The sequence below is a fragment of the Rahnella aceris genome (genome assembly GCF_011684115.1).
In the GTDB taxonomy this organism is placed as follows: Bacteria; Pseudomonadota; Gammaproteobacteria; order Enterobacterales; family Enterobacteriaceae; genus Rahnella; species Rahnella aceris.
Map to the genome: position 1 here is coordinate 1 of NZ_JAADJV010000004.1, position 22,711 is coordinate 22,711.

Consider the following 22,711-nt stretch of genomic DNA (forward strand, 5'->3'; position numbering starts at 1 on the left):
CTCTTCAATTAAAAGTTCGATTTGCTTCAACAAGTGAAGCGGTGCTCAGAGATTACTTCGTAATAATTCAACTAAATGAATTACTGCTTGGTCACTCTAAGACTTGATATTTTTTGCCACCGAAGTGGCTGATATCGTCTTGTGAGTGCCCACACAGATTGTCTGATAAATTGTTAAAGAGCAGTGAGTTACGCGCTTTCGCTTGCTAACTCGAGGTGGCGTATATTACGCTTTCCTCATTCAGTGTCAACCGTTTATTTTATCCGGTTGCCGCTGTTTTTAATCTTTCCGACCCGGTCACTTCGTGATGTTGTTCACGTTGTTCCCTGTCGATGGAGCGGCATTATAGGGATCCGAATTTTTTGCACAAGCCTTTTTTCCAATAAAAGGATCGACTGCGTATTTTTCGACCCCTTCGCAGAGATCTCACCCGATCTGCTGCTTTTAACGCCGATCTTATCGCCCCTCAATTGGTATTTCCCCCGACCCGAACTATATTGCCAAGATTAATACTCACTTACGGGGTACTTCAGATGTCTCAGACTTTACGTTCTTATCAGGGATTAACACCAACATTGGGTGAAAGAGTGATGGTGGATCCCTCAAGCGTGGTGATTGGCGATGTGGATCTGGCTGATGACGTCAGTATCTGGCCACTGGTTGTGATACGTGGTGATGTGAATAATGTGGTTATCGGCTGTCGGACTAATGTGCAGGATGGAAGTGTGCTCCATGTGACTCATCAGTCACGACATAATCCCGAGGGGCACCCTCTTATTATTGGGGAAGACGTCACTGTCGGGCATAAGGCGATGCTGCATGGTTGCACGATCGGAAACAGAGTTTTGGTCGGAATGGGATCAATACTGCTGGATGGGGCTATCGTCGAAGACGATGTCATGATTGGCGCAGGCAGTCTGGTTCCACCTGGGAAAACACTCGAAAGTGGCTACCTCTATTTAGGAAGTCCTGTTAAGCAGATACGAGAACTGACTTCTGATGAACTCGCTGGACTGACATACTCTTCTAATAATTATGTGACATGGAAAGATCTCTATCTTTCACAGGAGCAATAAGAAGCGTACTGCCTGAACAGTAATAAATCTGATTGTTCAGGCATTTCACAATCACCCCAGCAAGTCTTTCTTTAGCTCCTCAAGCACTGGTTCTATTTGGGGCATCACCCCATGCCACAGATAAAAAGCGTGCGCTGCCTGCCCCACCAGCATCCCCAGCCCGTCTGCATAATGAGTTACCCCATTATTTTTCGCCCAGGTGATAAAAGGCGTTAAACCCGACTGATAAAACATGTCGTAGACGCGGGTCTGCGTCGTCAGCACACTTTCGGGGATCTCTGGGATCTGACCTTTAATACCCGATGCAGTAGCATTAATGATCAGATCGAAAGATTCATCAGCCAGATCGGCCAAAGCAATAGCCCGGATATTCCCTTTCTTTTCGAAAATATGGCTCAGGTGCTGTGCGCGTTCAAACGTCCGGTTAGTAACAACAACCGGGCAGCCGTAGTACAGTAAAGGAAGTATCACCCCACGCGCAGCGCCACCGGCGCCAATCAGAAGAACCCGGTCCCCTCGCTTTAAAAGCGCCAGCCGTTCAAGATCATTCAACATGCCGATGCCGTCGGTGTTATCCCCAAGCAATCGCCCATCTTCGAACTTTTTAAGCGTATTCACAGCACCCGACATGGCAGCCCGCTCGGTCAGCTCATCTGACTCAGCAAAAGCGCGCTCTTTGAAAGGTACCGTAATATTTGCCCCCAGCGCTCCGTTTTCAAAAAAGGAACGCAACGTCTCTTCAAACGCTTCTTGCGGGGCCAGAACCGTGCCATATGTGTGATCGATCCCCGTCTGACGGGCGAAAAGCGCATGAATGCGAGGGGATTTGCTATGGCCGATCGGATTTCCAAATACCGCAAAAGATGGCGTGACTTTCATTTGTTAACCTTGACGAATAAGGTTGCCAGTGAGGGCATCCCGAATTTCAGATGGATTATCTCTTCCTCCTACATCGCCATCCAGCACGGGAAAATCTTTCCCAAACTGAAGCCTGACTTCTTCAGACAAACGGCAAGGAGGTTGCCCGTTCAGGTTCGCACTGGTTGAAACCAGCGGTTTTCCAAATTTTTGGCAGAGTTCTTTTACCAGAGGATGGTCTGTGACACGCACCGCCAGCGAAGTGAAACGGCCGGTAAGCCAATCAGGTGTCGAGGGTTTTGCAGGCATAACCCAGGTAACCGGGCCTGGCCAGAATGAAACGACATGCGCAAGCTGTTGCTCCGTTAAAGATGAGTCATCAATATAAGGAAGGAGCTGCTGATAATTGTCAGCAATCAGAATGAGTCCTTTATCTTTTGGACGTTTTTTCAGCGCCAGCAATGCCTCGACGGCTTGTTCGCTATCTGGGTCACACCCCAACCCGAAAACCGCTTCCGTTGGATAAGCAATAACATGTTGTCCGTGAAGCGCCTCAAGCACTGCACTGAATGATTTTTCTGTCTCTTTATTCATCTTGTTCGTTATCTTTTATTTCAACGGCTTTGCCGCACAATTTACTGGCACAGAATAACTTAATCCCCTGAGCCGTTTTCTTTTCCATCAACAATGGGTAATGGCAATGAACACATTCTCCTGCAACTGGCTTATTATTGATGGCAAACTGACATTCCGGGTAACGATCACAGGCGTGGAATACTTTGCCAAAACGTGATTTGCGCTGTAACAGATGACCCTTTCCACATTGCGGGCAGCCCAGAGTAGTTTCTTCAGGCTTATCGATAGCTTCAATATGATCGCATTCAGGATACTGACTGCAACCAATAAACATGCCGTAACGCCCCTGCCGCAGCACCAAAGTAGAGTCACATTTAGGGCATGCCTGTCCTTCCAGGATTTTCACAATATGCCCATCCGCCTGTGATTTCAGGGGACGAACATACTGACATTGCGGGTAGGATGAACAACTGAGAAAGGGGCCGTGACGACCACTACGGATCACCAAATCGGCCCCGCATGCTGGACAGGATCCATTTTGCTTATCAGCAAAAAGTGCTGCTTTTGTCATATGTTACGTTTTACCTGTTATCTCTTAGTGCAGATAACCTTCATTAACTTCAAATAATAGCTCTTCCATTTGCTGATACGCTCTTTCATATCCGGGAATATTAAACAGAACCATCAGCACGACCCACTTCAGATCTTCAAGATCGAATTCTTCAGTGTCCAGAGCCATAACACGATCGATAACCATCTCTCTGGTATCGAAATTCAATACTTTGATTTGTTCCAGAAACAGCAAAAAACCACGACAACTGCTATCTAACCGACTCGTTTCCTCATCGGTATACACACGTAATGCTGAAGGATCAGAATCCAGCATATAAGATGGGGTTCCACCCTCTTGCATATCCGCAAGTTTTTCAAGCCAATTCAGCGCATTGTGAATATCAGCCCGGTGAAAACCAGCCTCGGCCAAGTCATCCGTTAACCTATCCTCGTCAACATTCATCTCCGCTTCGTTGTGAATGTAAGTTTCAAATAAGTACATTAGTACGTCGAACATGGCTTGCCCTCTTAATTCGGACATAGCCGCCGGGTACAGCTGCGATCCATCCTGCTAACTCCAGTTCGAGTAGTTTACCTACAACTTCTGGCACAGGTTGGCCGGCACGTTCGGCGACGACGTCAACAGATGTCACCTCATATTCTACGTTAGCCAACACATCAGCAAATGGCAATTCAACTTCGCTATCTGGCGCACAAATATTCACCTCTGACGCATCAGAGTGACCATCCGGAGGCATTTTCAAGGATTCTGACGCTTTGATATTTGGAAACCAGGTCAGCCCGCTTCCTATATGTTCGGCGATATCATTGGGCTCAGTCACCAGATAAGCGCCCTGCTGAATAAGCCAGTGTGTTCCTTCGCAGGTTGCACTTCCCAGCGGGCCTGGCAACGCGAACACTTCCCTTCCTTGCTCCAGTGCATAGCGTGCAGTAATCAATGAGCCGCTGCGCAGCGTGGCTTCGATAACAAGTACACCCGCACTCAACCCGCTGATAACCCGGTTACGGCGGGGAAAGTGGGCTGCTAAAGGCGGCGCAGTCACCAGATGTTCTGAAACCAGAGCTCCTCCCTGCTCGAGGATGCGATCTGCGAGCTTCAGATGACAGGGTGGATAGCGCTTCATCAGTCCGCTTCCCAACACAGCAATCGTCTTACCCTGAGCTTCTAGTGTTGCCTTATGGCTGATTCCATCAATTCCCATTGCCAGACCGCTTGTCACGGTAAAACCACTGCTGACCAGGCCCCCTGCAAATACCTGTGCATATTGTTCGCCATAATGTGAGTAATCGCGGCTTCCCACCATCGCTATTTGCGGGGATAGCAGTAATTCAGCGGCTCCTTCTGCGAACAAAATCAGAGGCGGGGAGGATATTTGTGCTAACAGCGGGGAATAAAACTCGCTACCAAAAGTAATAAGATGACAATTCTCTCCTTCCAGCCATTTCAATGATTCAACTAACCAGCGCTGATTAATATGCTGAAAATCGGCTATTTGTTCGGGGAGAAGCCCACTGTTTGCTAATTCTGAGGACGAATAAATGCCCCGGCAGAATAAGGTCTGAATGATCCCCATAGCGTGATGAGGATCGAGGCGTTTTACCACCGACAAACGTATCCATGCTTCCTGTAATGTCATTATCCATTCCCTTCTCAAGGCCTTTCAGCGACTGATACAATTGGCAGAGGATGCTGTCAATCTGGGCAGGAAATGTCTAGAATAGAGTCTATATATCTTCAATCAATTGAATAAAGATCCAGAAAAATATGTCCGTATTACAGATATTACATTTCCCAGACGAGCGGCTTCGCATAACGGCAAAACCGGTCAAAGAAGTTAACGCTGAAATCCAGCAGATCGTGGATGATATGTTTGAAACCATGTATGCAGAGGAAGGCATTGGCCTTGCTGCAACTCAGGTCGATATTCATCAGCGTATCATCGTGATTGATGTCTCTGAAAACCGCGACGAGCGTCTGGTTCTCATCAACCCTGAATTGCTGGAAAAGAGCGGCGAAACCGGGATTGAAGAAGGCTGTCTGTCGATCCCTGATCAACGGGCGCTGGTGCCGCGTGCTGAAAAAGTAAAAATCCGCGCGCTTGACCGTGACGGTAAAACCTTCGAGCTCGAAGCCGATGATCTGCTGGCAATTTGTATCCAGCATGAAATGGATCATCTGGTAGGTAAATTATTCGTGGATTACTTGTCTCCGTTGAAACGTCAGCGTATTCGCCAGAAAATGGAAAAAATGGCCAAGCTGAACGCACGGGCTGACTAATATTCGTGTAACACAGGACACTGCTTTGCGAATCATATTTGCCGGTACTCCGGACTTTGCAGCGCGTCATCTTGACGCGCTTTTATCATCAGAACATCAGGTTGTCGGTGTTTTCACTCAGCCCGATCGCCCTGCTGGCCGCGGTAATAAACTTACCGCAAGTCCGGTTAAAGTTCTGGCTCAAACCCACGACATCCCGGTTTTCCAGCCTAAATCCTTGCGCCCGGAAGAGAATCAGTCTCTGGTTTCCGCGCTTGAGGCGGACATTATGGTAGTCGTTGCTTATGGTTTGATCCTGCCAAAAGCCGTGCTTGATATGCCGAAATTGGGCTGCATCAATGTGCATGGCTCATTATTGCCACGCTGGCGTGGCGCAGCACCGATTCAGCGATCTCTTTGGGCAGGTGATACAAAAACAGGTATCACCATCATGCAGATGGATGTCGGCCTTGATACCGGCGATATGCTGCACAAAGTAGAATGTGACATTCTCCCCGAGGATACCAGCGCATCGCTTTACAACAAGCTGGCTGAGCTGGGCCCACAGGGTATGCTTGAAACATTACAGCAGCTGGCGAACGGCTCAGCAAAACCTGAAGTTCAAAGCGAAGAACACGTAACCTACGCTGAGAAACTCAGCAAGGAAGAAGCCCGCTTAGACTGGAATCTATCGGCCGAACAACTTGAACGCTGTATTCGTGCATTTAACCCATGGCCCGTCAGCTTCTTTATGATTGATGATCAGCCTGTGAAAGTCTGGCAGGCTGAATGTCTGTCAGGAAAAAGCAGCGCTGCACCCGGGACTATTGTTGCTGCCGACAAAAAGGGTATTCAGATTGCAACATCCGATGGCATCCTGAACATCACCCAGTTACAACCCTCAGGTAAAAAAGCAATGTCCGCACAGGATTTGCTGAACTCTCGTCGCGAATGGTTTATCGAAGGCACGCGTTTAGCCTGACCATAACGACTACGCCCGATATTTCGTCGGGCCTTATCTCTTTGATAATGCTGGCTCCGGTCAGCTTTTTTGACTATGAAAACAGCCTATAATCTCCGTAGCATTGCCGCTCAAGCCATCAGCCAGGTTTTGGACAAAGGATTATCCCTGTCCACTGTTCTTCCTGGTCTGCAGAAAAACGTCTCAGAAAAAGATCGCGGACTCCTTCAGGAGCTGTGCTTTGGTACGCTTCGCGTCCTCCCACAGTTGGAATGGTGCTTGCAGCAACTGATGGCAAAACCTCTCACTGGTAAGCAAAGAACATTGCATTACTTACTGATGGTGGGTCTGTATCAGCTGATCCATACCCGGATTCCGGCACACGCCGTACTGGCTGAAACTGTTGACGGTGCCGTTGCGCTAAAACGCCCTCAGTTAAAAGGTCTGATCAACGGCGTGTTGCGTCAGTTTCAGCGGCAGCAGGAAGAATTGCTTCAACGCATGGCCAACAATGACAGCCGCCATCTCCACCCGAGCTGGCTTCTTAACCGCCTGAAAAAAGCTTACCCCACTGACTGGGAAAGTATCGTTGATGCCAATAATCAAAGGCCGCCGATGTGGCTGCGCGTCAACAGGCAGCATCACACACGCGACGAGTACCTACACCTGTTAAACGAAGTACACATCGAAGCAGTTCCGCATCCGGAATACCGCGATGCATTACGGCTGAACACGCCATGTCAGGTAAACCTTCTTCCGGGATTCACAGAAGGCTGGGTCACCGTTCAGGATGCTTCGGCACAAGGCAGTGTTGATCTGCTGGATCCACAGAATGGCGAATTGATCCTCGACTTATGTTGCGCGCCGGGCGGGAAAACTACCCATATTCTGGAAGCTGCACCTAAAGCGCATGTTCTCGCTGTTGATGTGGATGAGCAACGTTTGAAACGTGTTCATGAAAACCTTCAGCGTTTGAAACTCAGCGCGGAAGTGAAGCAAGGCGATGGGCGCGAGCCGCAGATGTGGGCAGGTGATCGCATTTTCGACCGCATTCTTCTCGATGCCCCCTGTTCAGCGACGGGCGTTATCCGCCGGCATCCTGACATCAAATGGCTGCGCAGAGACAGTGATATTGCCGAACTCGCCAGCCTCCAAAAAGAAATTCTTGATGCCATCTGGCCACGGCTAAAAAGTAAAGGGATCATGGTGTACGCCACCTGTTCGATTTTGCCGGATGAAAACTGCCAGCAAATAGCCTCATTCCTCGAATCACATCAGGATGCTACGCTGGTTGAAACCGGAACGATGGAAAAACCGGGCCGACAGAATCTTCCACATCCTGAAGATGGCGATGGATTCTATTACGCTAAACTTGTTAAAAGCTGAATATCTCGTATTAGTGCTGTTTACTCAGGCTAATACCTTCGAGGCAAAGCAGAGAGTCATATGAAAATAATCATTCTCGGGGCCGGGCAAGTTGGCGGAACACTTGCCGAAAACCTGGTTGGTGAAAACAACGACATCACGGTTGTCGACACGAATACCATCCGGCTGCGTCAGCTTCAGGATAAGTTTGACCTGCGTGTAGTCCAGGGGCACGGTTCTCACCCTCGTGTACTTCGCGAAGCCGGCGCCGAAGATGCAGATATGCTGGTGGCTGTGACGAATTCCGATGAAACTAATATGGTCGCCTGCCAGATTGCCTATTCACTGTTTAACACACCAAACCGCATTGCCCGTATCCGTTCAACTGAATATATCCGTGAATCTGAAAAACTTTTCCATCCGGAAGCCGTGCCTATCGACCACCTGATTTCTCCGGAGCAACTGGTCACGGATTATATCTACAAACTCATTGAGTATCCGGGTGCACTACAGGTGGTGAATTTCGCAGAAGGCAAAGTCAGTATTGCGGCGGTAAAAGCCTATTACGGTGGGCCTTTAGTCGGTAATGCACTCTCTTCAATGCGTGAACACATGCCGCACATTGAAACGCGGGTTGCAGCCATTTTCCGCCAGGATCGTCCTATTCGCCCCCAGGGTTCAACCATTATCGAAGCCGGTGATGAAGTATTCTTTGTGGCTGCTTCTCAGCATATCCGTGCAGTCATGAGCGAGCTTCAGAGGCTCGAAAAGCCTTATAAACGAATCATGATCGTAGGTGGCGGCAATGTCGGGGCGGGGCTTGCACAACGGCTAGAGAAGAATTACAGCGTAAAACTCATCGAGCGGGATCAGCAGCGAGCCGCAGAGCTTGCAGAGATATTGCAAGATACGATTGTCTTCTACGGTGATGCCTCGGATCAGGAATTGCTGGCTGAAGAGCATATTGAACAAGTGGATGTATTCATCGCTATTACCAATGATGATGAAGCGAACATCATGTCCGCAATGCTGGCCAAGAGGATGGGCGCGAAAAAGGCGATGGTTCTCATCCAGCGCAGTGCATATGTCGATTTGGTGCAGGGCAGCGTCATCGATATTGCAATTTCGCCTCAGCAGGCAACGATTTCAGCGTTGCTTGGACACGTCAGAAAAGCAGACATCGTCAGTGTTTCATCGCTGAGACGCGGTGTCGCGGAAGCCATTGAAGCAATTGCACATGGCGATGAGACAACATCAAAAGTTGTGGGTCGTACCGTGGAACAAATCAAACTGCCACCCGGTACAACGATTGGGGCTATTGTGCGCGGTAATGAGGTTATTATTGCCAACGGCACCAGCAGGATCCAACAGGGTGACCATGTTGTGATGTTTATTACCGATAAGAAGTTTGTCAGGGATGTTGAACGGCTGTTCCAGCCAAGCCCATTCTTCTTATAAATTGCACCTTTTGTTAATCGAATTTAGCGTTAATTGAGTTTCAGATGAGAAGTTTTGTAGCGAAGACCCTGCAAATGGTCTTTACTTAGTTTGACATATTTGATGAATTTGCCAAGGAGTATTTATGAGTTTTATGAAAGAGTTTCGTGAGTTTGCCATGCGCGGCAACGTGGTCGACCTGGCAGTCGGTGTTATCATCGGCGCCGCTTTTGGCAAAATAGTATCGTCATTTGTCGCTGATATTATTATGCCACCGCTAGGCTTGCTGATTGGCGGAGTTGATTTTAAGCAGTTTGCTTTTGTCCTCAGGGAGGCCCAGGGAGCAGCACCCGCAGTAGTCATGCATTACGGGGTATTCATTCAGAACGTGTTTGATTTCATCATTGTTGCACTGGCCATATTCTGCGCAATTACCTTGATGAATAAAATGCGTCGTAAGCAGGAAGATAAGCCCGCTGCACCACCTAAACCAACAGCGGAAGAAACTCTGTTAGCGGAAATTCGTGATTTGCTGAAAGAGCAGCAGGCACCGAAACTGTAATTCTGCTTAGACTGATTAGAAGGGCAGTGTTGAATACTCAAACGAACACTCAACACTGCCCTCCAGATAACTCCCCTTCCCATTTTTCTCTTTGCGACGGTAGCTCCCTTTCCCTTTTTGATTTTTCTCAACACGCTGTTTGAACAGTGGATCATGAAGAAGCGCTTGTAACGCGTTATTCTGAATGATGCCTTTTTGATGCTTATAATGGCTCATAAAACCTCGATATGATTAATAGTAGTGAACAAAATGCGCGCACATCATACTGCTATAATCCTAACTATGAAAGTGGCTATTATACGACCGGAACATTCAAGCTACTTTACCCGCTCCATCCTCTAATGCTTCTAAAATAGAGCAACTTACGCTCGTATGTGAGGAGCCACAACAAGCGGCACTCAATCTTTGCAGGGATTCACGCATCTGATTAAGCTCCTTTAATTTAAGCTCAACCTCTGCGAGTCGTTCATCCACAATAGACTTTGACTCCTGACAAGTATGATGCAAAGGATCGATTCGAATAGAAAGTAACTCCTTGATTGCATCAAGCGTAAAACCTGTAGATTTGGCATAGCGGATGAAGCGTAAGCGCTGCACATCGCTTTCATCATATTGCCGATAACCTGATGTATTACGTGTGCCCGCTCCCATCATTCCCTGCTTTTCATAGTAACGAATAGTATCTGTGGACACGCTGGCCAGCCTGGCAAGTTCACCAATTTTATACATGTCTATTTCCCTCTCAATTTATCCTTCAGTGCATTTTCGTAATGCCCCCGAAGAAAGTCAGTGTTCATACCTGCCTGCTGTAAACGCATTTGTAAAACCTTCAGACGCTTTTCTGCGGGAAGAAACTTTGGATCATCACTGTCTAACATGTTCAGTAGATGATCCAAATCGATCGCCTCTTTTCGATCCTGCAACTCAGGCGGCAAATAGCCTGCATTTTTCAAGATACGATAGGACGTTCTGAGCTCCTCCGGAACTGCGCTTTCGTCATCCATGATAAGGGGACGGCCATTTCCAGGAAGGTTATCAAATTCACCCTTTTCCTGAGCATCTTTGATGTGCTTTTCAACCCACTGATCAATTAGAAACATGATTTCGCCTTTGTCACATTGAACGAGCCATCTTAGATCATAGCTGGAAGCGGCGCGCTGGAAAAGAGAGTGGAATTTAGCATGGTGAAAACTGGGAAGAAAAGGTTTAGAAACGTGAATTTTAGATGTAAAAAAACCGGGCAAAAGCCCGGTTTTTTCATGCATCTACAGATTATTCAGCAGTTGCTACTTCTGCTTTTGACTCTGCACGATCAACGAGCTCGATGTATGCCATCGGCGCATTGTCGCCTGCACGGAAGCCACACTTAAGAATACGAGTGTAACCACCAGCACGGCTCGCGAAACGCGGACCCAGTTCATTAAACAGTTTTGCCACGATCTCGTTATCACGAGTACGGGCGAATGCCAGACGACGATTTGCAACATTGTCGGTCTTGGCAAGAGTAATCAGCGGCTCAACAACGCGACGCAGCTCTTTCGCTTTCGGCAGGGTCGTCTTGATGATCTCATGACGAACCAAAGAGCCGGCCATGTTACGGAACATAGCCTGTCGGTGGCTGCTGTTACGGTTCAGTTGACGACCACTCTTACGATGGCGCATGACCTTATCCTTCTCAGTAAAACCTTAACCTGTGATCCGGTTACTCGTCAGCAATACTTGCTGGTGGCCAGTTTTCCAGGCGCATGCCCAGAGACAAACCACGGGACGCAAGTACGTCTTTGATCTCAGTAAGAGATTTTTTACCCAGGTTAGGTGTTTTAAGTAACTCAACCTCGGTACGCTGTACCAGATCACCGATGTAGTGGATTGCTTCTGCTTTAAGGCAGTTAGCAGAGCGGACAGTCAATTCCAGATCGTCAACAGGGCGCAGCAGGATTGGATCGAATTCCGGCTTCTCTTCTTTGACTTCCGGTTGACGTACATCACGTAAATCAACGAAAGCTTCAAGTTGTTCAGCAAGAATGGTTGCCGCACGACGAATCGCCTCTTCAGGATCGATCGTACCGTTGGTTTCCATTTCGATAACCAGCTTGTCCAAATCAGTACGCTGTTCTACACGCGCTGCTTCAACATTGTAGGCAATTCGCTCTACAGGGCTGTAGCATGCGTCTACTAACAGACGACCAATTGGGCGCTCATCTTCTTCCGAATGAATTCGGGCAGACGCCGGCACATAACCACGACCGCGCTGAACTTTGATACGCATGCTAATTGCAGCGTTCTCATCGGTCAGGTGGCAGATGACATGTTGCGGCTTGACGATTTCGACATCACCATCATGGGTAATGTCGGCTGCAGTCACAGGGCCAATGCCAGACTTATTCAGGGTAAGAATAACTTCATCTTTCCCTTGAACTCTCACCGCCAGCCCTTTCAGGTTGAGCAGGATCTCCAGGATATCTTCCTGTACGCCTTCTTTGGTGCTGTACTCATGCAGTACACCATCAATCTCAACCTCGGTCACCGCGCAACCCGGCATGGATGAAAGCAGAATACGGCGCAGTGCGTTGCCTAAAGTATGGCCAAAGCCACGTTCTAAAGGCTCAAGGGTCACCTTGGCGTGCGTCGAACTGACTTGCTCGATATCTACCAGGCGCGGTTTTAGAAACTCTGTCACAGAACCCTGCATTGTGTCCTCTCTTTGGTACTAAGCTTTACTTGGAGTAAAGCTCGACGATCAGGTGTTCGTTAATGTCGGAAGACAGATCAGTACGTTCAGGCATACGCTTGAACACACCTTCCATCTTAGCAGCATCAACTTCAAGCCAAGTCGGCTTTTCACGCTGTTCAGCCAACTCCAAAGCGGCCTTCACGCGAGATTGCTTTTTAGCTTTCTCACGGATGCTGACAACGTCATTCGGAGATACCTGATAAGAAGCGATGTTAACAACGCGACCGTTTACCATAATAGCTTTGTGGCTAACTAACTGGCGGGATTCCGCACGAGTAGCGCCGAAGCCCATACGATAAATGACGTTGTCCAAACGACCTTCAAGCAGTTGCAACAGGTTTTCACCAGTGTTGCCTTTCAGGCGTGCTGCTTCTTTATAATAGTTACGGAACTGACGCTCCAGAACACCGTAAGTACGGCGAACTTTTTGCTTTTCACGTAACTGTACACCGTAGTCAGACAGACGCGGCTTACGCGCACCATGCTGACCAGGAGCTTGTTCGATTTTACACTTGGTATCGATCGCGCGAACGCCAGATTTAAGGAATAAATCTGTGCCCTCACGACGGCTAAGCTTGAGCTTAGGACCCAAATATCTTGCCATTTTCTCTCTCCAACAAACCTAAAAGCAGCGTTATACGCGACGCTTTTTCGGCGGACGACAACCGTTATGAGGGATAGGAGTCACATCAGTAATATTAGTGATGCGGAAACCAGCCGCGTTTAATGCGCGGATAGTAGACTCACGACCAGGACCAGGTCCTTTAACCATAACTTCCAGATTCTTGATACCGTATTCTTTCACTGCGTCAGCGCAGCGCTCTGCTGCAACCTGAGCTGCGAACGGAGTGGATTTACGAGAACCACGGAAACCGGAACCACCAGCTGTTGCCCAACCCAAAGCATTACCCTGACGATCGGTAATGGTAACAATGGTGTTGTTGAAAGAAGCATGGATATGAGCCACGCCGTCAGAGACTTGTTTTCTTACACGTTTACGTGTACGAACAGGTGCCTTTGCCATTTATTCAATCACCCCGATTATTTCTTGATCGGTTTACGCGGACCCTTACGGGTACGTGCGTTAGTCTTGGTACGCTGACCGCGTACTGGAAGACCACGACGATGACGCAAACCACGATAAGTCCCAAGGTCCATAAGACGCTTGATGCTCAGGGTGACTTCACGACGCAGATCACCTTCAACAATGAACTTGGCAACTTCGTCACGCAGTTTTTCGATTTGCTCTTCAGACAGCTCACTGATCTTAACATTTTCAGCAATACCGGATGCAGCACAGATAGACTGTGAGCGGGTTTTGCCGATACCGTAGATCGAAGTTAATGCGATTACAGTATGTTTCTGATCAGGAATGTTAATGCCTGCTATACGGGCCACTATGCACTCCTACTATTTATATACGGCAACACCATTCTGAAAAGCCCGTTTTCAGGATACTCAAATAGTATTGCTGCTTACATACAAAAGATTGGCTGGCTAATCTAGCCAGCTCAACCCAACTTTGCAAGAAAAATATGCGAGATAATCAGCCTTGACGCTGTTTATGCTTCGGTTCTGCACTGCAGATTACGCGAACGACACCGTTACGCTTAACAATTTTGCAGTTACGACATAATTTCTTGACGGAAGCACGAACTTTCATTTTTACTCTCCGTAACTTCGCAAACTCACCAGATTAGCGGTTATAGCCTTTCAGGTTTGCTTTCTTCAATGCAGACTCATACTGACTTGACATCATCAGAGTTTGCACTTGAGCCATAAAGTCCATGATAACGACGACTACGATCAGTAGAGAAGTACCACCAAAGTAGAATGGAACTTTCATCGCGTCACGCATGAACTCCGGGATAAGGCAGATGAAAGTAATATACATCGCACCAATTAAGGTTAAGCGAGTCATTACTTTATCGATGTACTTCGCCGTTTGCTCTCCCGGACGAATTCCTGGTACAAATGCACCGGACTTCTTCAGGTTATCTGCTGTCTCACGCGGGTTGAAAACCAACGCAGTATAAAAGAAACAGAAGAAGATGATTGCAGTCGCATAGAGTAACACATAAAGCGGTTGTCCAGGCTGCAAATACAGCGAAATCGTAGTCAGCCAGTTCCAACCAGTCCCACCCCCAAACCATGATGCAATCGTGGCAGGGAACAGAATAATGCTGGAAGCGAAGATCGCTGGGATAACCCCGGCCATATTCACTTTCAACGGTAAGTGCGTGCTCTGTGCTGCATAGACACGACGACCTTGTTGGCGCTTAGCATAGTTAACGACGATACGACGTTGACCACGTTCAACAAACACCACAAAGAAAGTCACTGCAAACACTAAAACTGCAACCAACAGCAACAGGAGGAAGTGCAGGTCGCCTTGCCGAGCTTGTTCGATAGTATGGGCAATCGCTGGCGGGAGACCCGCTACGATACCTGCAAAGATTATGATGGAAATACCGTTACCGATACCTCGTTCAGTAATCTGCTCCCCCAGCCACATCAGGAACATTGTCCCGGTCACTAAGCTCACAACTGCAGTAAAGTAGAACGCAAAGCCTGGATTTAACACCAGACCCTGCATACCAGGCATGTTCGGCAGACCGGTTGCAATACCGATTGACTGAAACACTGCCAATACCAGCGTACCGTAACGGGTGTACTGGCTAATCTTACGACGGCCAGCCTCCCCTTCTTTCTTTATTTCAGCTAACGCTGGATGAACCACCGTTAACAGCTGGATAATGATCGATGCCGAAATATACGGCATGATCCCCAGAGCAAAGATTGAAGCACGGCTAAGGGCACCACCAGAGAACATATTAAACATTTCAATGATGGTACCTCTTTGCTGCTCGAGCAATTTGGCAAGTACAGTGGCATCAATACCAGGGATCGGAATAAAAGAGCCGATACGGAAAACAATCAGCGCACCGATAACAAACAAAAGTCTGCGCTTCAGTTCGCCTAGTCCACCCTTGGCACTTTGAAAATCTAATCCCGGTTGCTTAGCCATCTGCTACTTATTCCTCAATTTTACCGCCAGCAGCTTCGATAGCAACACGAGCGCCTTTGGTGACACGCAAACCACGCAGAGTTACCGCACGACCGACTTCGCCAGAAAGGATTACTTTCGCGAACTCGATCTGGATACCAACCACGTTAGCGGCTTTCAGCGCGTTCAGGTCGATCACGTCGCCTTCCACCAGAGCCAGTTCAGACAGACGAACTTCTGCCGTGATCATAGCTTTGCGGGAGGTGAAGCCGAATTTCGGCAAACGACGATATAAAGGCATCTGACCACCTTCAAAACCACGACGTACGCCACCACCAGAACGTGAGTTCTGACCTTTGTGACCACGACCGCCGGTTTTACCCAGGCCAGAACCAATACCACGACCTACACGCCTTGGCGCTTGTTTGGCACCATCAGCCGGAGACAGAGTATTTAAACGCATCTCTTACTCCTCAACCTTAACCATGTAGGAAACCAGGTTGATCATACCGCGTACAGCAGGAGTATCCTCGCGCTCAACGGTGTGACCAATACGACGCAGACCCAGGCCCAGCAGAGTAGCTTTATGCTTCGGCAGACGGCCAATGGAACTGCGAGTTTGTGTAACTTTAATAGTCTTTGCCATGGTTAATTACCCCAGAATTTCTTCAACGGATTTACCACGCTTGGCAGCGACCATTTGTGGGGATTTCATATTTGCCAAAGCATCGATAGTTGCACGAACCACGTTGATCGGGTTGGTGGAACCATAAGCTTTAGCCAATACGTTATGAACCCCTGCAACTTCCAGGACGGCGCGCATTGCACCACCGGCGATAATACCGGTACCTTCGGAAGCCGGCTGCATGAACACACGGGAACCCGTATGAGCACCTTTAACAGGATGCTGCAGGGTGCCGCTATTCAGCGCGACATTCATCATGTTGCGACGGGCTTTTTCCATCGCTTTCTGGATCGCTGCCGGAACTTCGCGTGCTTTGCCGTAGCCAAAACCAACGCGACCGTTACCATCACCAACGACTGTCAGTGCGGTAAAGCTGAAGATACGGCCACCTTTTACGGTTTTAGATACGCGGTTTACCGCGATCAGCTTTTCCTGCAGTTCGCCAGCTTGTTTTTCGATGTGAGCCATCTTAAACCTCTTCCTTAGAACTGAAGGCCAGCTTCACGGGCAGCATCTGCCAGTGCCTGGACTCGACCATGATATTGGAAACCGGAACGGTCAAAGGATACTTTCGTAATCCCTTTTTCCAATGCGCGTTCTGCGATAGCTTTACCTACAGCAGTGGCAGCATCTTTGTTGCCGGTATACTTCAGTTGCTCAGTGATAGTTTTTTCTACAGTAGATGCAGCAACTATTACTTCAGAACCGTTTGGTGCGATAACCTGTGCGTAAATATGACGCGGGGTACGATGTACCACCAGACGAGTCGCACCCAATTCTTTGAGCTTGCGGCGTGCGCGGGTCGCACGACGGATACGAGCAGATTTCTTATCCATAGTGTTACCTTACTTCTTCTTAGCCTCTTTGGTACGCACGACTTCGTCGGCGTAACGGACACCCTTGCCTTTATAAGGCTCAGGACGACGGTAGGCACGTAAATCCGCAGCAACCTGACCGATAACCTGTTTATCAGCGCCTTTCAGCACGATTTCAGTTTGGGTCGGACATTCTGCAGTGATGCCTTCCGGCAGTTGATGATCGACCGGGTGAGAGAAGCCTAAGGCTAAATTCACCACGTTGCCTTTAACAGCAGCACGATAACCAACACCTACCAGTTGAAGCTTTTTAGTGAAGCCGTCGGTAACACCTACAACCATAGAGTTCAACAGTGCACGAGTGGTACCCGCTTGGGCCCAACCGTCTACAGCGCCTTCGCGTGGAGCGAAAGTCAGTGTATTTTCTTCCTGCTTAACTACAACAGCGTCATGGATAGTACGTGACAGCTCGCCGTTTTTACCCTTAATCGAAATAACCTGACCGTTGAGTTTTACCTCTACGCCGGCAGGAATGACGACGGGTGCTTTTGCAACACGAGACATTCTTTCCTCCCAATTAAGCTACGTAGCAGATAATCTCGCCACCAAGACCAGCCTGGCGAGCTGCACGATCGGTCATAACACCTTTAGAGGTAGAAATAACAGCGATACCCATACCGGCCATAACTTTTGGCAGCTCATCTTTTTTCTTGTAGATGCGCAGGCCTGGACGGCTGATACGTTGAATGCTTTCTACCACTGCCTTGCCCTGGAAGTACTTCAGTACTAATTCCAGTTCAGGCTTAGCGTCGCCTTCGATTTTAAATTCTTCAATGTAGCCTTCTTCCTTCAGCACGTTGGCAATAGCCACTTTCAGCTTGGAGGAAGGCATGGTGACCGCAACTTTGTTCGCGGCTTGACCGTTACGGATACGGGTCAGCATATCCGCGATCGGATCTTGCATGCTCATCTGTCTTTACTCCCGTGATTCAATTGGTGACAATTACCAGCTAGCCTTCTTAAGACCCGGAATTTCACCGCGCATAGCGGCTTCACGGACCTTAATACGGCTCAACCCGAACTTCCGCAGGAAAGCATGCGGACGACCAGTTTGACGGCAGCGGTTACGCTGACGAGACGGGCTGGAATCACGCGGCAGAGACTGCAGCTTAAGAACTGCATCCCAACGATCTTCGTCGGATGAGTTCACACCAGAGATAATAGCTTTCAATTCCTCGCGTTTAGCGCGGTATTTATCAGCCAGTTTTACGCGAACGACTTCGCGTGCTTTCATGGATTGCTTAGCCATTAGTAACCCTGCCTTACTTGCGGAACGGGAAGTTAAAGGCTGTCAGCAATGCACGGCCTTCATCATCGGATTTCGCAGTAGTGGTGATAGTAATATCTAAACCACGAACGCGATCGACTTTATCATAATCGATTTCCGGGAAGATGATCTGTTCACGCACGCCCATGCTGTAGTTACCACGACCATCGAAAGACTTAGCAGACAAGCCGCGGAAGTCACGAATACGTGGAACAGCAATGGAGACCAGACGCTCAAAGAACTCCCACATGCGTTCGCCGCGGAGGGTTACTTTACAGCCGATCGGATAGCCCTGACGAATTTTGAAGCCTGCAACTGATTTGCGTGCTTTGGTGATCAACGGTTTTTGACCGGAGATTGCTGCCAGGTCAGCTGCTGCGTTATCCAGCAGTTTCTTGTCAGCGATCGCTTCACCAACACCCATGTTCAGGGTGATCTTCTCGACCCGAGGGACTTGCATGACAGAATTGTAACCAAACTCAGCCATGAGTTTTTTTACGACATCGTCTTTGTAGTAATCATGCAGTTTCGCCATCGTACTACTCCAAATTACTTGATAGTTACGCTGTTAGATTTGAAGAAACGGACTTTTTTGCCATCTTCAAATCTAAAGCCTACACGGTCCGCCTTACCAGTAGCCGTGTTGAAGAGAGCAACGTTAGAAACCGGAATTGCAGCTTCTTTTTCAACGATGCCGCCTGGTTGGTTCAGGGCCGGTACAGGCTTCTGATGTTTCTTAACCAGGTTGATACCTTCAACAATGACTTTGCCAGAAGACAGTACATTTTTTACTTTACCGCGCTTACCTTTATCTTTACCGGTAAGCAGGATAACTTCGTCATCACGACGGATTTTCGCTGCCATGGTTCGCTCCTTAGAGTACTTCTGGTGCCAGAGAGATAATTTTCATGAACTTCTCATTACGCAGTTCACGAGTTACCGGCCCAAAAATACGCGTGCCGATTGGCTGCTCGCTGTTATTGTTTAAAATAACGCATGCATTACCATCGAAGCGAATGACAGAACCGTCCGGGCGACGAACACCCTTCTTGGTGCGCACCACTACCGCCTTCAGCACATCGCCTTTCTTCACCTTACCGCGAGGAATTGCTTCCTTGATGGTAATTTTGATGATGTCGCCGACGCCTGCGTAGCGACGGTGCGAGCCACCTAGAACCTTGATACACATTACGCGACGTGCACCGGAGTTGTCGGCCACGGTCAGCATAGTCTGTTCTTGGATCATGTTAGTGCTCCGCTAATGTCAACTACAACTTTAGGACCCAGGATAGGTCGTTAAGAAATCCCCACAATATGAGGGCGCGGCATTATAACACCGGTTCCCGATTATGGGTAGAAAAAATAAACGGCCCACGTACATGAGCCGTTTATCTATTTTTGAGAGGCGCTACTGTATTACAGAATCGCTTTCTCTACAACGCGAACCAAGGTCCAAGACTTAGTCTTAGACAGTGGACGGCATTCGCTGATTTCCACAACGTCGCCGATACCACATTCATTGTTCTCGTCATGTACGTGCAATTTAGTCGTACGTTTGATGAACTTACCGTAAATCGGGTGTTTCACCACGCGCTCAATCGCAACAACAATGGATTTTTCCATTTTGTTACTGATTACACGACCCTGCAGAGTACGGATCTTGTCAGTCATTACGCACCCGCCTTTTCAGTCAGTAAAGTTTTCACACGTGCTACATCACGACGCACTTGCTTCAACAGGTGTGTTTGCTGCAACTGGCCGCTTGCCGTTTGCATGCGCAGGTTAAACTGCTCACGCAAAAGGTTCAGCAACTCAGTGTTCAGCTCTTCCACGCTTTTTTCGCGCAGCTCTTGTGCTTTCATTACATCACCGTCTTAGTTACAAAGGTGGTTTTGATAGGCAGTTTGGCTGCTGCCAGCTGGAAGGCTTCACGAGCCAGCTCTTCAGGCACACCGTCCATTTCGTACAGGACTTTACCAGGCTGGATCAAAGCAACCCAATACTCTACGTTGCCTTTACCTTTACCCATACGAACTTCGAGCGGTTTCTCGGTGATCGGTTTGTCCGGGAATACTCGGATCCAGATCTTACCTTGACGCTTAACTGCACGGGTCATCGCACGACGTGCTGCTTCAATTTGACGAGCAGTCAGACGACCACGGCCAACAGCTTTCAGACCGTAAGTGCCGAAGCTCACATCCGTACCTTGCGCAAGACCACGGTTGCGGCCCTTGTGCACCTTACGGAATTTTGTACGCTTTGGTTGTAACATCAGCGACTCTCCTTACTTGCGGCCTTTACGCTGCTGCTTTTTAGGTTGAGCAGCCGGTTCCGGTTGTTCAACTGCAGCCATACCACCCAGGATCTCACCTTTGAAGATCCATACCTTAACGCCGATTACACCGTAAGTGGTGTGCGCTTCAGATGTGTTGTAATCGATATCCGCACGCAGAGTGTGCAACGGAACACGACCTTCACGGTACCATTCAGTACGCGCGATTTCAGCACCGCCAAGACGGCCGCTTACTTCAACTTTGATACCTTTAGCGCCAAGACGCATTGCGTTCTGTACTGCACGCTTCATAGCACGACGGAACATAACACGACGTTCCAGCTGTGAAGTGATGCTGTCAGCAACCAATTTTGCGTCCAGTTCCGGTTTACGGACTTCGGCGATGTTAATCTGCGCAGGAACGCCAGCGATATCCGCTACGACCTTACGCAGTTTTTCGACATCTTCGCCTTTCTTGCCGATAACGATGCCAGGACGAGCAGTGTGAATAGTCACACGGATGCTCTTCGCTGGACGCTCGATAACGATGCGAGAAACGGAAGCTTTCGCCAATTCCTTAGTCAGGAACTGACGAACTTTAAAGTCGCCGTCCAGGTTGTCAGCGAAATCTTTGGTATTTGCATACCAAGTAGAGTTCCAAGGTTTGACAATACCCAGTCGAATACCATTAGGATGTACTTTCTGACCCATTGCTAGTCTCCAGAGTCTCAGCGATCGGACACAACCACAGTAATGTGGCTGGTGCGCTTCAGAATGCGATCTGCACGACCTTTAGCACGCGGCATAATGCGCTTCATGCTTGGGCCTTCGTCTACGAAAATCTTCGTGACTTTCAGATCATCGATGTCAGCGCCATCGTTGTGTTCTGCGTTAGCAATGGCAGACTCCAGTACCTTCTTAACCAGACCAGCAGCTTTCTTGTTGGTATAGGCCAGAGTTTCCAGAGCTTGCGACACTTTCTTACCGCGAATCAGGTCAGCAACAAGGCGAACCTTCTGAGCAGAAGAACGAGCGTGGCGATGTTTAGCGATAGTTTCCATCTCTTCCTCCTACCTTAGCGCTTTTTAGCTTTTTTATCAGCCGCATGGCCGCGATAAGTACGAGTCGGCGCGAATTCACCCAGTTTGTGACCGACCATTTCATCGGAAACAAATACTGGTACGTGCTGACGACCATTATGGACAGCGATGGTCAAACCGATCATGTTAGGAAAGATCGTTGAACGACGGGACCAAGTGCGCAAAGGCTTCTTGTCACCGCTTTCCACCGCTTTCTCTACCTTCTTCAGCAAGTGCAGGTCAATAAAAGGACCTTTCTTGAGAGAACGTGGCATGGCTTATCCTCTAATTATTTTTTGCTACGGCGACGTACAATGAATTTATCAGTACGCTTGTTGCTACGGGTCTTCTTACCTTTGGTTTGAACGCCCCATGGAGTTACCGGGTGCTTACCAAAGTTACGACCTTCACCACCACCGTGTGGGTGATCGACTGGGTTCATCGCAGTACCGCGAACGGTAGGACGAATACCACGCCAACGAGCAGCACCTGCTTTACCCAGAACGCGAAGCATATGTTCAGAGTTACCGACTTCACCTAAGGTGGCGCGGCAATCAACTTGAACTTTACGCATTTCGCCAGAGCGCAGACGCAGAGTTACGTAGGAACCGTCACGAGCAACGATCTGAACGTAGGCACCGGCTGAGCGAGCCATCTGGCCGCCTTTACCTGGTTTCATTTCTACGTTATGAACCGTTGAACCTACTGGAATGTTGCGCATAGGCAGGGTGTTACCTGTCTTGATTGCAGCATCAACACCAGATTGGATCTGGTCACCCACTTTCAGGCCTTTCGGCGCCAGGATGTAACGGCGTTCGCCGTCTTTGTACAGAACCAGCGCGATATTCGCGGAACGGTTCGGATCGTACTCCAGACGCTCAACCACTGCAGCGATACCATCTTTGTTGCGTTTGAAGTCAACCAGACGATAATGCTGTTTGTGGCCACCACCGATATGACGGGTGGTGATACGGCCATTGTTGTTACGGCCACCGCTTTTGCTCAGTTTTTCAAGCAGCGGAGCATAAGGTTTACCCTTGTGCAGCTCAGGGTTAACCACTTTAACAACGTGGCGACGACCCGGAGATGTAGGTTTACATTTAACAATTGCCATTGTTCTTACTCCT

General features: G+C 48.7%; 38 protein-coding genes. 6 read left to right on the forward strand and 32 right to left on the reverse strand.

The annotated features are described in order from the left end of the window. Positions 1 to 533 precede the first annotated feature (533 nt). Entirely contained in the window at positions 534 to 1,076 is a 543-nt protein-coding gene (locus GW591_RS18145) for a gamma carbonic anhydrase family protein (protein ID WP_013573720.1), read from the forward strand. A gap of 51 nt (positions 1,077 to 1,127) precedes the next feature. On the opposite strand, the gene aroE is transcribed toward GW591_RS18145, so the two are convergent. The 5 genes from aroE to dprA are packed head-to-tail and all read right to left on the reverse strand — an operon-like array spanning position 1,128 to position 4,720. Further along, positions 1,128 to 1,955 carry a shikimate dehydrogenase gene (aroE, locus tag GW591_RS18150; protein ID WP_153376732.1) on the reverse strand — a complete coding sequence of 276 codons (828 nt, stop codon included), beginning with the start codon at positions 1,953 to 1,955 and terminating at the stop codon, positions 1,128 to 1,130. A 3-nt stretch (positions 1,956 to 1,958) separates the two neighbouring features. Further along, entirely contained in the window at positions 1,959 to 2,528 is a 570-nt protein-coding gene (gene tsaC, locus GW591_RS18155) for an L-threonylcarbamoyladenylate synthase type 1 TsaC (protein ID WP_013573718.1), read from the reverse strand. Continuing rightward, entirely contained in the window at positions 2,521 to 3,081 is a 561-nt protein-coding gene (locus tag GW591_RS18160; RefSeq protein ID WP_037035580.1) for a DNA topoisomerase family protein, read from the reverse strand. Before GW591_RS18160 ends, tsaC begins: the two co-directional genes overlap by 8 nt. A gap of 24 nt (positions 3,082 to 3,105) precedes the next feature. Continuing rightward, positions 3,106 to 3,579, reverse strand: a complete 474-nt coding sequence (locus GW591_RS18165) for a DUF494 family protein (protein WP_013573716.1) — start codon at positions 3,577 to 3,579, stop codon at positions 3,106 to 3,108. Then, positions 3,551 to 4,720 (reverse strand): DNA-protecting protein DprA, encoded by a 1,170-nt coding sequence (gene dprA / locus GW591_RS18170; RefSeq protein ID WP_013573715.1) that lies wholly within the window; start codon positions 4,718 to 4,720, stop codon positions 3,551 to 3,553. Before dprA ends, GW591_RS18165 begins: the two co-directional genes overlap by 29 nt. A gap of 128 nt (positions 4,721 to 4,848) precedes the next feature. On the opposite strand from dprA, the gene def reads away from it, so the two are divergent. From def to mscL, 5 genes are all read left to right on the forward strand, one after another. Further along, complete coding sequence (def, locus tag GW591_RS18175) at positions 4,849 to 5,361, forward strand: peptide deformylase (RefSeq protein ID WP_013573714.1); 513 nt, start codon at positions 4,849 to 4,851, stop codon at positions 5,359 to 5,361. Between the two features lies 1 nt (position 5,362). After that, entirely contained in the window at positions 5,363 to 6,322 is a 960-nt protein-coding gene (fmt, locus tag GW591_RS18180; protein WP_173362077.1) for a methionyl-tRNA formyltransferase, read from the forward strand. A gap of 75 nt (positions 6,323 to 6,397) precedes the next feature. Continuing rightward, complete coding sequence (rsmB, locus tag GW591_RS18185; protein WP_112152591.1) at positions 6,398 to 7,687, forward strand: 16S rRNA (cytosine(967)-C(5))-methyltransferase RsmB; 1,290 nt, start codon at positions 6,398 to 6,400, stop codon at positions 7,685 to 7,687. Between the two features lie 60 nt (positions 7,688 to 7,747). Continuing rightward, the gene (gene trkA, locus GW591_RS18190) at positions 7,748 to 9,124 is read left to right on the forward strand and encodes a Trk system potassium transporter TrkA (RefSeq protein WP_013573711.1); all 1,377 of its coding nucleotides are present in this window, start codon (positions 7,748 to 7,750) and stop codon (positions 9,122 to 9,124) included. A gap of 124 nt (positions 9,125 to 9,248) precedes the next feature. After that, positions 9,249 to 9,665 carry a large-conductance mechanosensitive channel protein MscL gene (gene mscL, locus GW591_RS18195; protein ID WP_013573710.1) on the forward strand — a complete coding sequence of 139 codons (417 nt, stop codon included), beginning with the start codon at positions 9,249 to 9,251 and terminating at the stop codon, positions 9,663 to 9,665. A 15-nt stretch (positions 9,666 to 9,680) separates the two neighbouring features. Here the strand turns inward: mscL and GW591_RS18200 are convergent, their stop codons facing one another. The 27 genes from GW591_RS18200 to rplB all read right to left on the reverse strand — a co-directional run bounded on the left by GW591_RS18200 (position 9,681) and on the right by rplB (position 22,698). Beyond that, positions 9,681 to 9,881 carry an alternative ribosome-rescue factor A gene (locus GW591_RS18200; protein WP_037035586.1) on the reverse strand — a complete coding sequence of 67 codons (201 nt, stop codon included), beginning with the start codon at positions 9,879 to 9,881 and terminating at the stop codon, positions 9,681 to 9,683. Between the two features lie 96 nt (positions 9,882 to 9,977). Continuing rightward, the gene (gene zntR / locus GW591_RS18205; RefSeq protein WP_119261138.1) at positions 9,978 to 10,394 is read right to left on the reverse strand and encodes a Zn(2+)-responsive transcriptional regulator; all 417 of its coding nucleotides are present in this window, start codon (positions 10,392 to 10,394) and stop codon (positions 9,978 to 9,980) included. A 2-nt stretch (positions 10,395 to 10,396) separates the two neighbouring features. Further along, positions 10,397 to 10,765 (reverse strand): DnaJ family domain-containing protein, encoded by a 369-nt coding sequence (locus tag GW591_RS18210; protein WP_119262214.1) that lies wholly within the window; start codon positions 10,763 to 10,765, stop codon positions 10,397 to 10,399. A gap of 172 nt (positions 10,766 to 10,937) precedes the next feature. Further along, complete coding sequence (gene rplQ / locus GW591_RS18215; protein WP_013573706.1) at positions 10,938 to 11,327, reverse strand: 50S ribosomal protein L17; 390 nt, start codon at positions 11,325 to 11,327, stop codon at positions 10,938 to 10,940. Positions 11,328 to 11,367: 40 nt separating this feature from the next. Further along, complete coding sequence (locus tag GW591_RS18220) at positions 11,368 to 12,357, reverse strand: DNA-directed RNA polymerase subunit alpha (RefSeq protein WP_002919219.1); 990 nt, start codon at positions 12,355 to 12,357, stop codon at positions 11,368 to 11,370. Positions 12,358 to 12,382: 25 nt separating this feature from the next. Next, positions 12,383 to 13,003: a 30S ribosomal protein S4 gene (rpsD, locus tag GW591_RS18225; RefSeq protein ID WP_013573705.1), complete on the reverse strand. Its 621-nt coding sequence runs from the start codon at positions 13,001 to 13,003 to the stop codon at positions 12,383 to 12,385. A 30-nt stretch (positions 13,004 to 13,033) separates the two neighbouring features. Next, a complete protein-coding gene (gene rpsK / locus GW591_RS18230) occupies positions 13,034 to 13,423 on the reverse strand; it encodes a 30S ribosomal protein S11 (protein WP_004929731.1) in 390 nt (129 codons plus the stop codon). Positions 13,424 to 13,440: 17 nt separating this feature from the next. Next, positions 13,441 to 13,797 (reverse strand): 30S ribosomal protein S13, encoded by a 357-nt coding sequence (gene rpsM / locus GW591_RS18235; protein ID WP_013573704.1) that lies wholly within the window; start codon positions 13,795 to 13,797, stop codon positions 13,441 to 13,443. Between the two features lie 148 nt (positions 13,798 to 13,945). Continuing rightward, positions 13,946 to 14,062, reverse strand: a complete 117-nt coding sequence (rpmJ, locus tag GW591_RS18240) for a 50S ribosomal protein L36 (RefSeq protein WP_002227352.1) — start codon at positions 14,060 to 14,062, stop codon at positions 13,946 to 13,948. Between the two features lie 33 nt (positions 14,063 to 14,095). Beyond that, positions 14,096 to 15,427: a preprotein translocase subunit SecY gene (gene secY, locus GW591_RS18245; protein WP_013573703.1), complete on the reverse strand. Its 1,332-nt coding sequence runs from the start codon at positions 15,425 to 15,427 to the stop codon at positions 14,096 to 14,098. 7 nt (positions 15,428 to 15,434) lie between these two features. Then, positions 15,435 to 15,869: a 50S ribosomal protein L15 gene (gene rplO, locus GW591_RS18250; protein ID WP_013573702.1), complete on the reverse strand. Its 435-nt coding sequence runs from the start codon at positions 15,867 to 15,869 to the stop codon at positions 15,435 to 15,437. A 3-nt stretch (positions 15,870 to 15,872) separates the two neighbouring features. Beyond that, on the reverse strand, positions 15,873 to 16,052 hold the full coding sequence (rpmD, locus tag GW591_RS18255; protein WP_013573701.1) for a 50S ribosomal protein L30: 180 nt from the start codon (positions 16,050 to 16,052) through the stop codon (positions 15,873 to 15,875). Positions 16,053 to 16,058: 6 nt separating this feature from the next. Next, positions 16,059 to 16,559: a 30S ribosomal protein S5 gene (gene rpsE, locus GW591_RS18260; protein WP_013573700.1), complete on the reverse strand. Its 501-nt coding sequence runs from the start codon at positions 16,557 to 16,559 to the stop codon at positions 16,059 to 16,061. Between the two features lie 14 nt (positions 16,560 to 16,573). Continuing rightward, positions 16,574 to 16,927 (reverse strand): 50S ribosomal protein L18, encoded by a 354-nt coding sequence (rplR, locus tag GW591_RS18265; protein ID WP_013573699.1) that lies wholly within the window; start codon positions 16,925 to 16,927, stop codon positions 16,574 to 16,576. 9 nt (positions 16,928 to 16,936) lie between these two features. Next, entirely contained in the window at positions 16,937 to 17,470 is a 534-nt protein-coding gene (gene rplF, locus GW591_RS18270; protein ID WP_013573698.1) for a 50S ribosomal protein L6, read from the reverse strand. Positions 17,471 to 17,483: 13 nt separating this feature from the next. Then, positions 17,484 to 17,876: a 30S ribosomal protein S8 gene (rpsH, locus tag GW591_RS18275; RefSeq protein ID WP_013573697.1), complete on the reverse strand. Its 393-nt coding sequence runs from the start codon at positions 17,874 to 17,876 to the stop codon at positions 17,484 to 17,486. 33 nt (positions 17,877 to 17,909) lie between these two features. Beyond that, complete coding sequence (gene rpsN / locus GW591_RS18280; protein WP_013573696.1) at positions 17,910 to 18,215, reverse strand: 30S ribosomal protein S14; 306 nt, start codon at positions 18,213 to 18,215, stop codon at positions 17,910 to 17,912. A 13-nt stretch (positions 18,216 to 18,228) separates the two neighbouring features. Next, the gene (rplE, locus tag GW591_RS18285) at positions 18,229 to 18,768 is read right to left on the reverse strand and encodes a 50S ribosomal protein L5 (protein ID WP_013573695.1); all 540 of its coding nucleotides are present in this window, start codon (positions 18,766 to 18,768) and stop codon (positions 18,229 to 18,231) included. Positions 18,769 to 18,782: 14 nt separating this feature from the next. After that, positions 18,783 to 19,097, reverse strand: a complete 315-nt coding sequence (rplX, locus tag GW591_RS18290; protein WP_013573694.1) for a 50S ribosomal protein L24 — start codon at positions 19,095 to 19,097, stop codon at positions 18,783 to 18,785. Between the two features lie 10 nt (positions 19,098 to 19,107). Further along, positions 19,108 to 19,479 (reverse strand): 50S ribosomal protein L14, encoded by a 372-nt coding sequence (gene rplN, locus GW591_RS18295; protein ID WP_008457164.1) that lies wholly within the window; start codon positions 19,477 to 19,479, stop codon positions 19,108 to 19,110. 170 nt (positions 19,480 to 19,649) lie between these two features. Continuing rightward, positions 19,650 to 19,904: a 30S ribosomal protein S17 gene (rpsQ, locus tag GW591_RS18300; protein ID WP_013573693.1), complete on the reverse strand. Its 255-nt coding sequence runs from the start codon at positions 19,902 to 19,904 to the stop codon at positions 19,650 to 19,652. Further along, positions 19,904 to 20,095 carry a 50S ribosomal protein L29 gene (rpmC, locus tag GW591_RS18305; RefSeq protein ID WP_013573692.1) on the reverse strand — a complete coding sequence of 64 codons (192 nt, stop codon included), beginning with the start codon at positions 20,093 to 20,095 and terminating at the stop codon, positions 19,904 to 19,906. Before rpmC ends, rpsQ begins: the two co-directional genes overlap by 1 nt. After that, on the reverse strand, positions 20,095 to 20,505 hold the full coding sequence (gene rplP / locus GW591_RS18310) for a 50S ribosomal protein L16 (RefSeq protein ID WP_009639183.1): 411 nt from the start codon (positions 20,503 to 20,505) through the stop codon (positions 20,095 to 20,097). The genes rpmC and rplP overlap by 1 nt, the downstream gene beginning before the upstream one ends. A 12-nt stretch (positions 20,506 to 20,517) precedes the next feature. Further along, a complete protein-coding gene (gene rpsC / locus GW591_RS18315; RefSeq protein ID WP_013573691.1) occupies positions 20,518 to 21,216 on the reverse strand; it encodes a 30S ribosomal protein S3 in 699 nt (232 codons plus the stop codon). A 17-nt stretch (positions 21,217 to 21,233) separates the two neighbouring features. Further along, positions 21,234 to 21,566, reverse strand: coding sequence for a 50S ribosomal protein L22 (gene rplV, locus GW591_RS18320; protein WP_004391423.1), 333 nt, complete (start codon positions 21,564 to 21,566; stop codon positions 21,234 to 21,236). Positions 21,567 to 21,580: 14 nt separating this feature from the next. Then, a complete protein-coding gene (gene rpsS / locus GW591_RS18325) occupies positions 21,581 to 21,859 on the reverse strand; it encodes a 30S ribosomal protein S19 (RefSeq protein WP_004929772.1) in 279 nt (92 codons plus the stop codon). Between the two features lie 14 nt (positions 21,860 to 21,873). Next, positions 21,874 to 22,698 (reverse strand): 50S ribosomal protein L2, encoded by an 825-nt coding sequence (gene rplB, locus GW591_RS18330; RefSeq protein WP_013573690.1) that lies wholly within the window; start codon positions 22,696 to 22,698, stop codon positions 21,874 to 21,876. Positions 22,699 to 22,711 lie beyond the last annotated feature (13 nt).

Bases quoted from the DNA above. Each gene is read 5' to 3' on its own strand.
- GW591_RS18145 (WP_013573720.1), top strand. From the start codon at position 534: ATGTCTCAGACTTTACGTTCTTATCAGGGATTAACACCAACATTGGGT.
- aroE (WP_153376732.1), bottom strand. From the start codon at position 1,955: ATGAAAGTCACGCCATCTTTTGCGGTATTTGGAAATCCGATCGGCCAT.
- tsaC (WP_013573718.1), bottom strand. From the start codon at position 2,528: ATGAATAAAGAGACAGAAAAATCATTCAGTGCAGTGCTTGAGGCGCTT.
- GW591_RS18160 (WP_037035580.1), bottom strand. From the start codon at position 3,081: ATGACAAAAGCAGCACTTTTTGCTGATAAGCAAAATGGATCCTGTCCA.
- GW591_RS18165 (WP_013573716.1), bottom strand. From the start codon at position 3,579: ATGTTCGACGTACTAATGTACTTATTTGAAACTTACATTCACAACGAA.
- dprA (WP_013573715.1), bottom strand. From the start codon at position 4,720: ATGACATTACAGGAAGCATGGATACGTTTGTCGGTGGTAAAACGCCTC.
- def (WP_013573714.1), top strand. From the start codon at position 4,849: ATGTCCGTATTACAGATATTACATTTCCCAGACGAGCGGCTTCGCATA.
- rsmB (WP_112152591.1), top strand. From the start codon at position 6,398: ATGAAAACAGCCTATAATCTCCGTAGCATTGCCGCTCAAGCCATCAGC.
- trkA (WP_013573711.1), top strand. From the start codon at position 7,748: ATGAAAATAATCATTCTCGGGGCCGGGCAAGTTGGCGGAACACTTGCC.
- mscL (WP_013573710.1), top strand. From the start codon at position 9,249: ATGAGTTTTATGAAAGAGTTTCGTGAGTTTGCCATGCGCGGCAACGTG.
- GW591_RS18200 (WP_037035586.1), bottom strand. From the start codon at position 9,881: ATGAGCCATTATAAGCATCAAAAAGGCATCATTCAGAATAACGCGTTA.
- zntR (WP_119261138.1), bottom strand. From the start codon at position 10,394: ATGTATAAAATTGGTGAACTTGCCAGGCTGGCCAGCGTGTCCACAGAT.
- GW591_RS18210 (WP_119262214.1), bottom strand. From the start codon at position 10,765: ATGTTTCTAATTGATCAGTGGGTTGAAAAGCACATCAAAGATGCTCAG.
- rplQ (WP_013573706.1), bottom strand. From the start codon at position 11,327: ATGCGCCATCGTAAGAGTGGTCGTCAACTGAACCGTAACAGCAGCCAC.
- GW591_RS18220 (WP_002919219.1), bottom strand. From the start codon at position 12,357: ATGCAGGGTTCTGTGACAGAGTTTCTAAAACCGCGCCTGGTAGATATC.
- rpsD (WP_013573705.1), bottom strand. From the start codon at position 13,003: ATGGCAAGATATTTGGGTCCTAAGCTCAAGCTTAGCCGTCGTGAGGGC.
- rpsK (WP_004929731.1), bottom strand. From the start codon at position 13,423: ATGGCAAAGGCACCTGTTCGTACACGTAAACGTGTAAGAAAACAAGTC.
- rpmJ (WP_002227352.1), bottom strand. From the start codon at position 14,062: ATGAAAGTTCGTGCTTCCGTCAAGAAATTATGTCGTAACTGCAAAATT.
- secY (WP_013573703.1), bottom strand. From the start codon at position 15,427: ATGGCTAAGCAACCGGGATTAGATTTTCAAAGTGCCAAGGGTGGACTA.
- rplO (WP_013573702.1), bottom strand. From the start codon at position 15,869: ATGCGTTTAAATACTCTGTCTCCGGCTGATGGTGCCAAACAAGCGCCA.
- rpmD (WP_013573701.1), bottom strand. From the start codon at position 16,052: ATGGCAAAGACTATTAAAGTTACACAAACTCGCAGTTCCATTGGCCGT.
- rpsE (WP_013573700.1), bottom strand. From the start codon at position 16,559: ATGGCTCACATCGAAAAACAAGCTGGCGAACTGCAGGAAAAGCTGATC.
- rplR (WP_013573699.1), bottom strand. From the start codon at position 16,927: ATGGATAAGAAATCTGCTCGTATCCGTCGTGCGACCCGCGCACGCCGC.
- rplF (WP_013573698.1), bottom strand. From the start codon at position 17,470: ATGTCTCGTGTTGCAAAAGCACCCGTCGTCATTCCTGCCGGCGTAGAG.
- rpsH (WP_013573697.1), bottom strand. From the start codon at position 17,876: ATGAGCATGCAAGATCCGATCGCGGATATGCTGACCCGTATCCGTAAC.
- rpsN (WP_013573696.1), bottom strand. From the start codon at position 18,215: ATGGCTAAGCAATCCATGAAAGCACGCGAAGTCGTTCGCGTAAAACTG.
- rplE (WP_013573695.1), bottom strand. From the start codon at position 18,768: ATGGCGAAACTGCATGATTACTACAAAGACGATGTCGTAAAAAAACTC.
- rplX (WP_013573694.1), bottom strand. From the start codon at position 19,097: ATGGCAGCGAAAATCCGTCGTGATGACGAAGTTATCCTGCTTACCGGT.
- rplN (WP_008457164.1), bottom strand. From the start codon at position 19,479: ATGATCCAAGAACAGACTATGCTGACCGTGGCCGACAACTCCGGTGCA.
- rpsQ (WP_013573693.1), bottom strand. From the start codon at position 19,904: ATGACTGACAAGATCCGTACTCTGCAGGGTCGTGTAATCAGTAACAAA.
- rpmC (WP_013573692.1), bottom strand. From the start codon at position 20,095: ATGAAAGCACAAGAGCTGCGCGAAAAAAGCGTGGAAGAGCTGAACACT.
- rplP (WP_009639183.1), bottom strand. From the start codon at position 20,505: ATGTTACAACCAAAGCGTACAAAATTCCGTAAGGTGCACAAGGGCCGC.
- rpsC (WP_013573691.1), bottom strand. From the start codon at position 21,216: ATGGGTCAGAAAGTACATCCTAATGGTATTCGACTGGGTATTGTCAAA.
- rplV (WP_004391423.1), bottom strand. From the start codon at position 21,566: ATGGAAACTATCGCTAAACATCGCCACGCTCGTTCTTCTGCTCAGAAG.
- rpsS (WP_004929772.1), bottom strand. From the start codon at position 21,859: ATGCCACGTTCTCTCAAGAAAGGTCCTTTTATTGACCTGCACTTGCTG.
- rplB (WP_013573690.1), bottom strand. From the start codon at position 22,698: ATGGCAATTGTTAAATGTAAACCTACATCTCCGGGTCGTCGCCACGTT.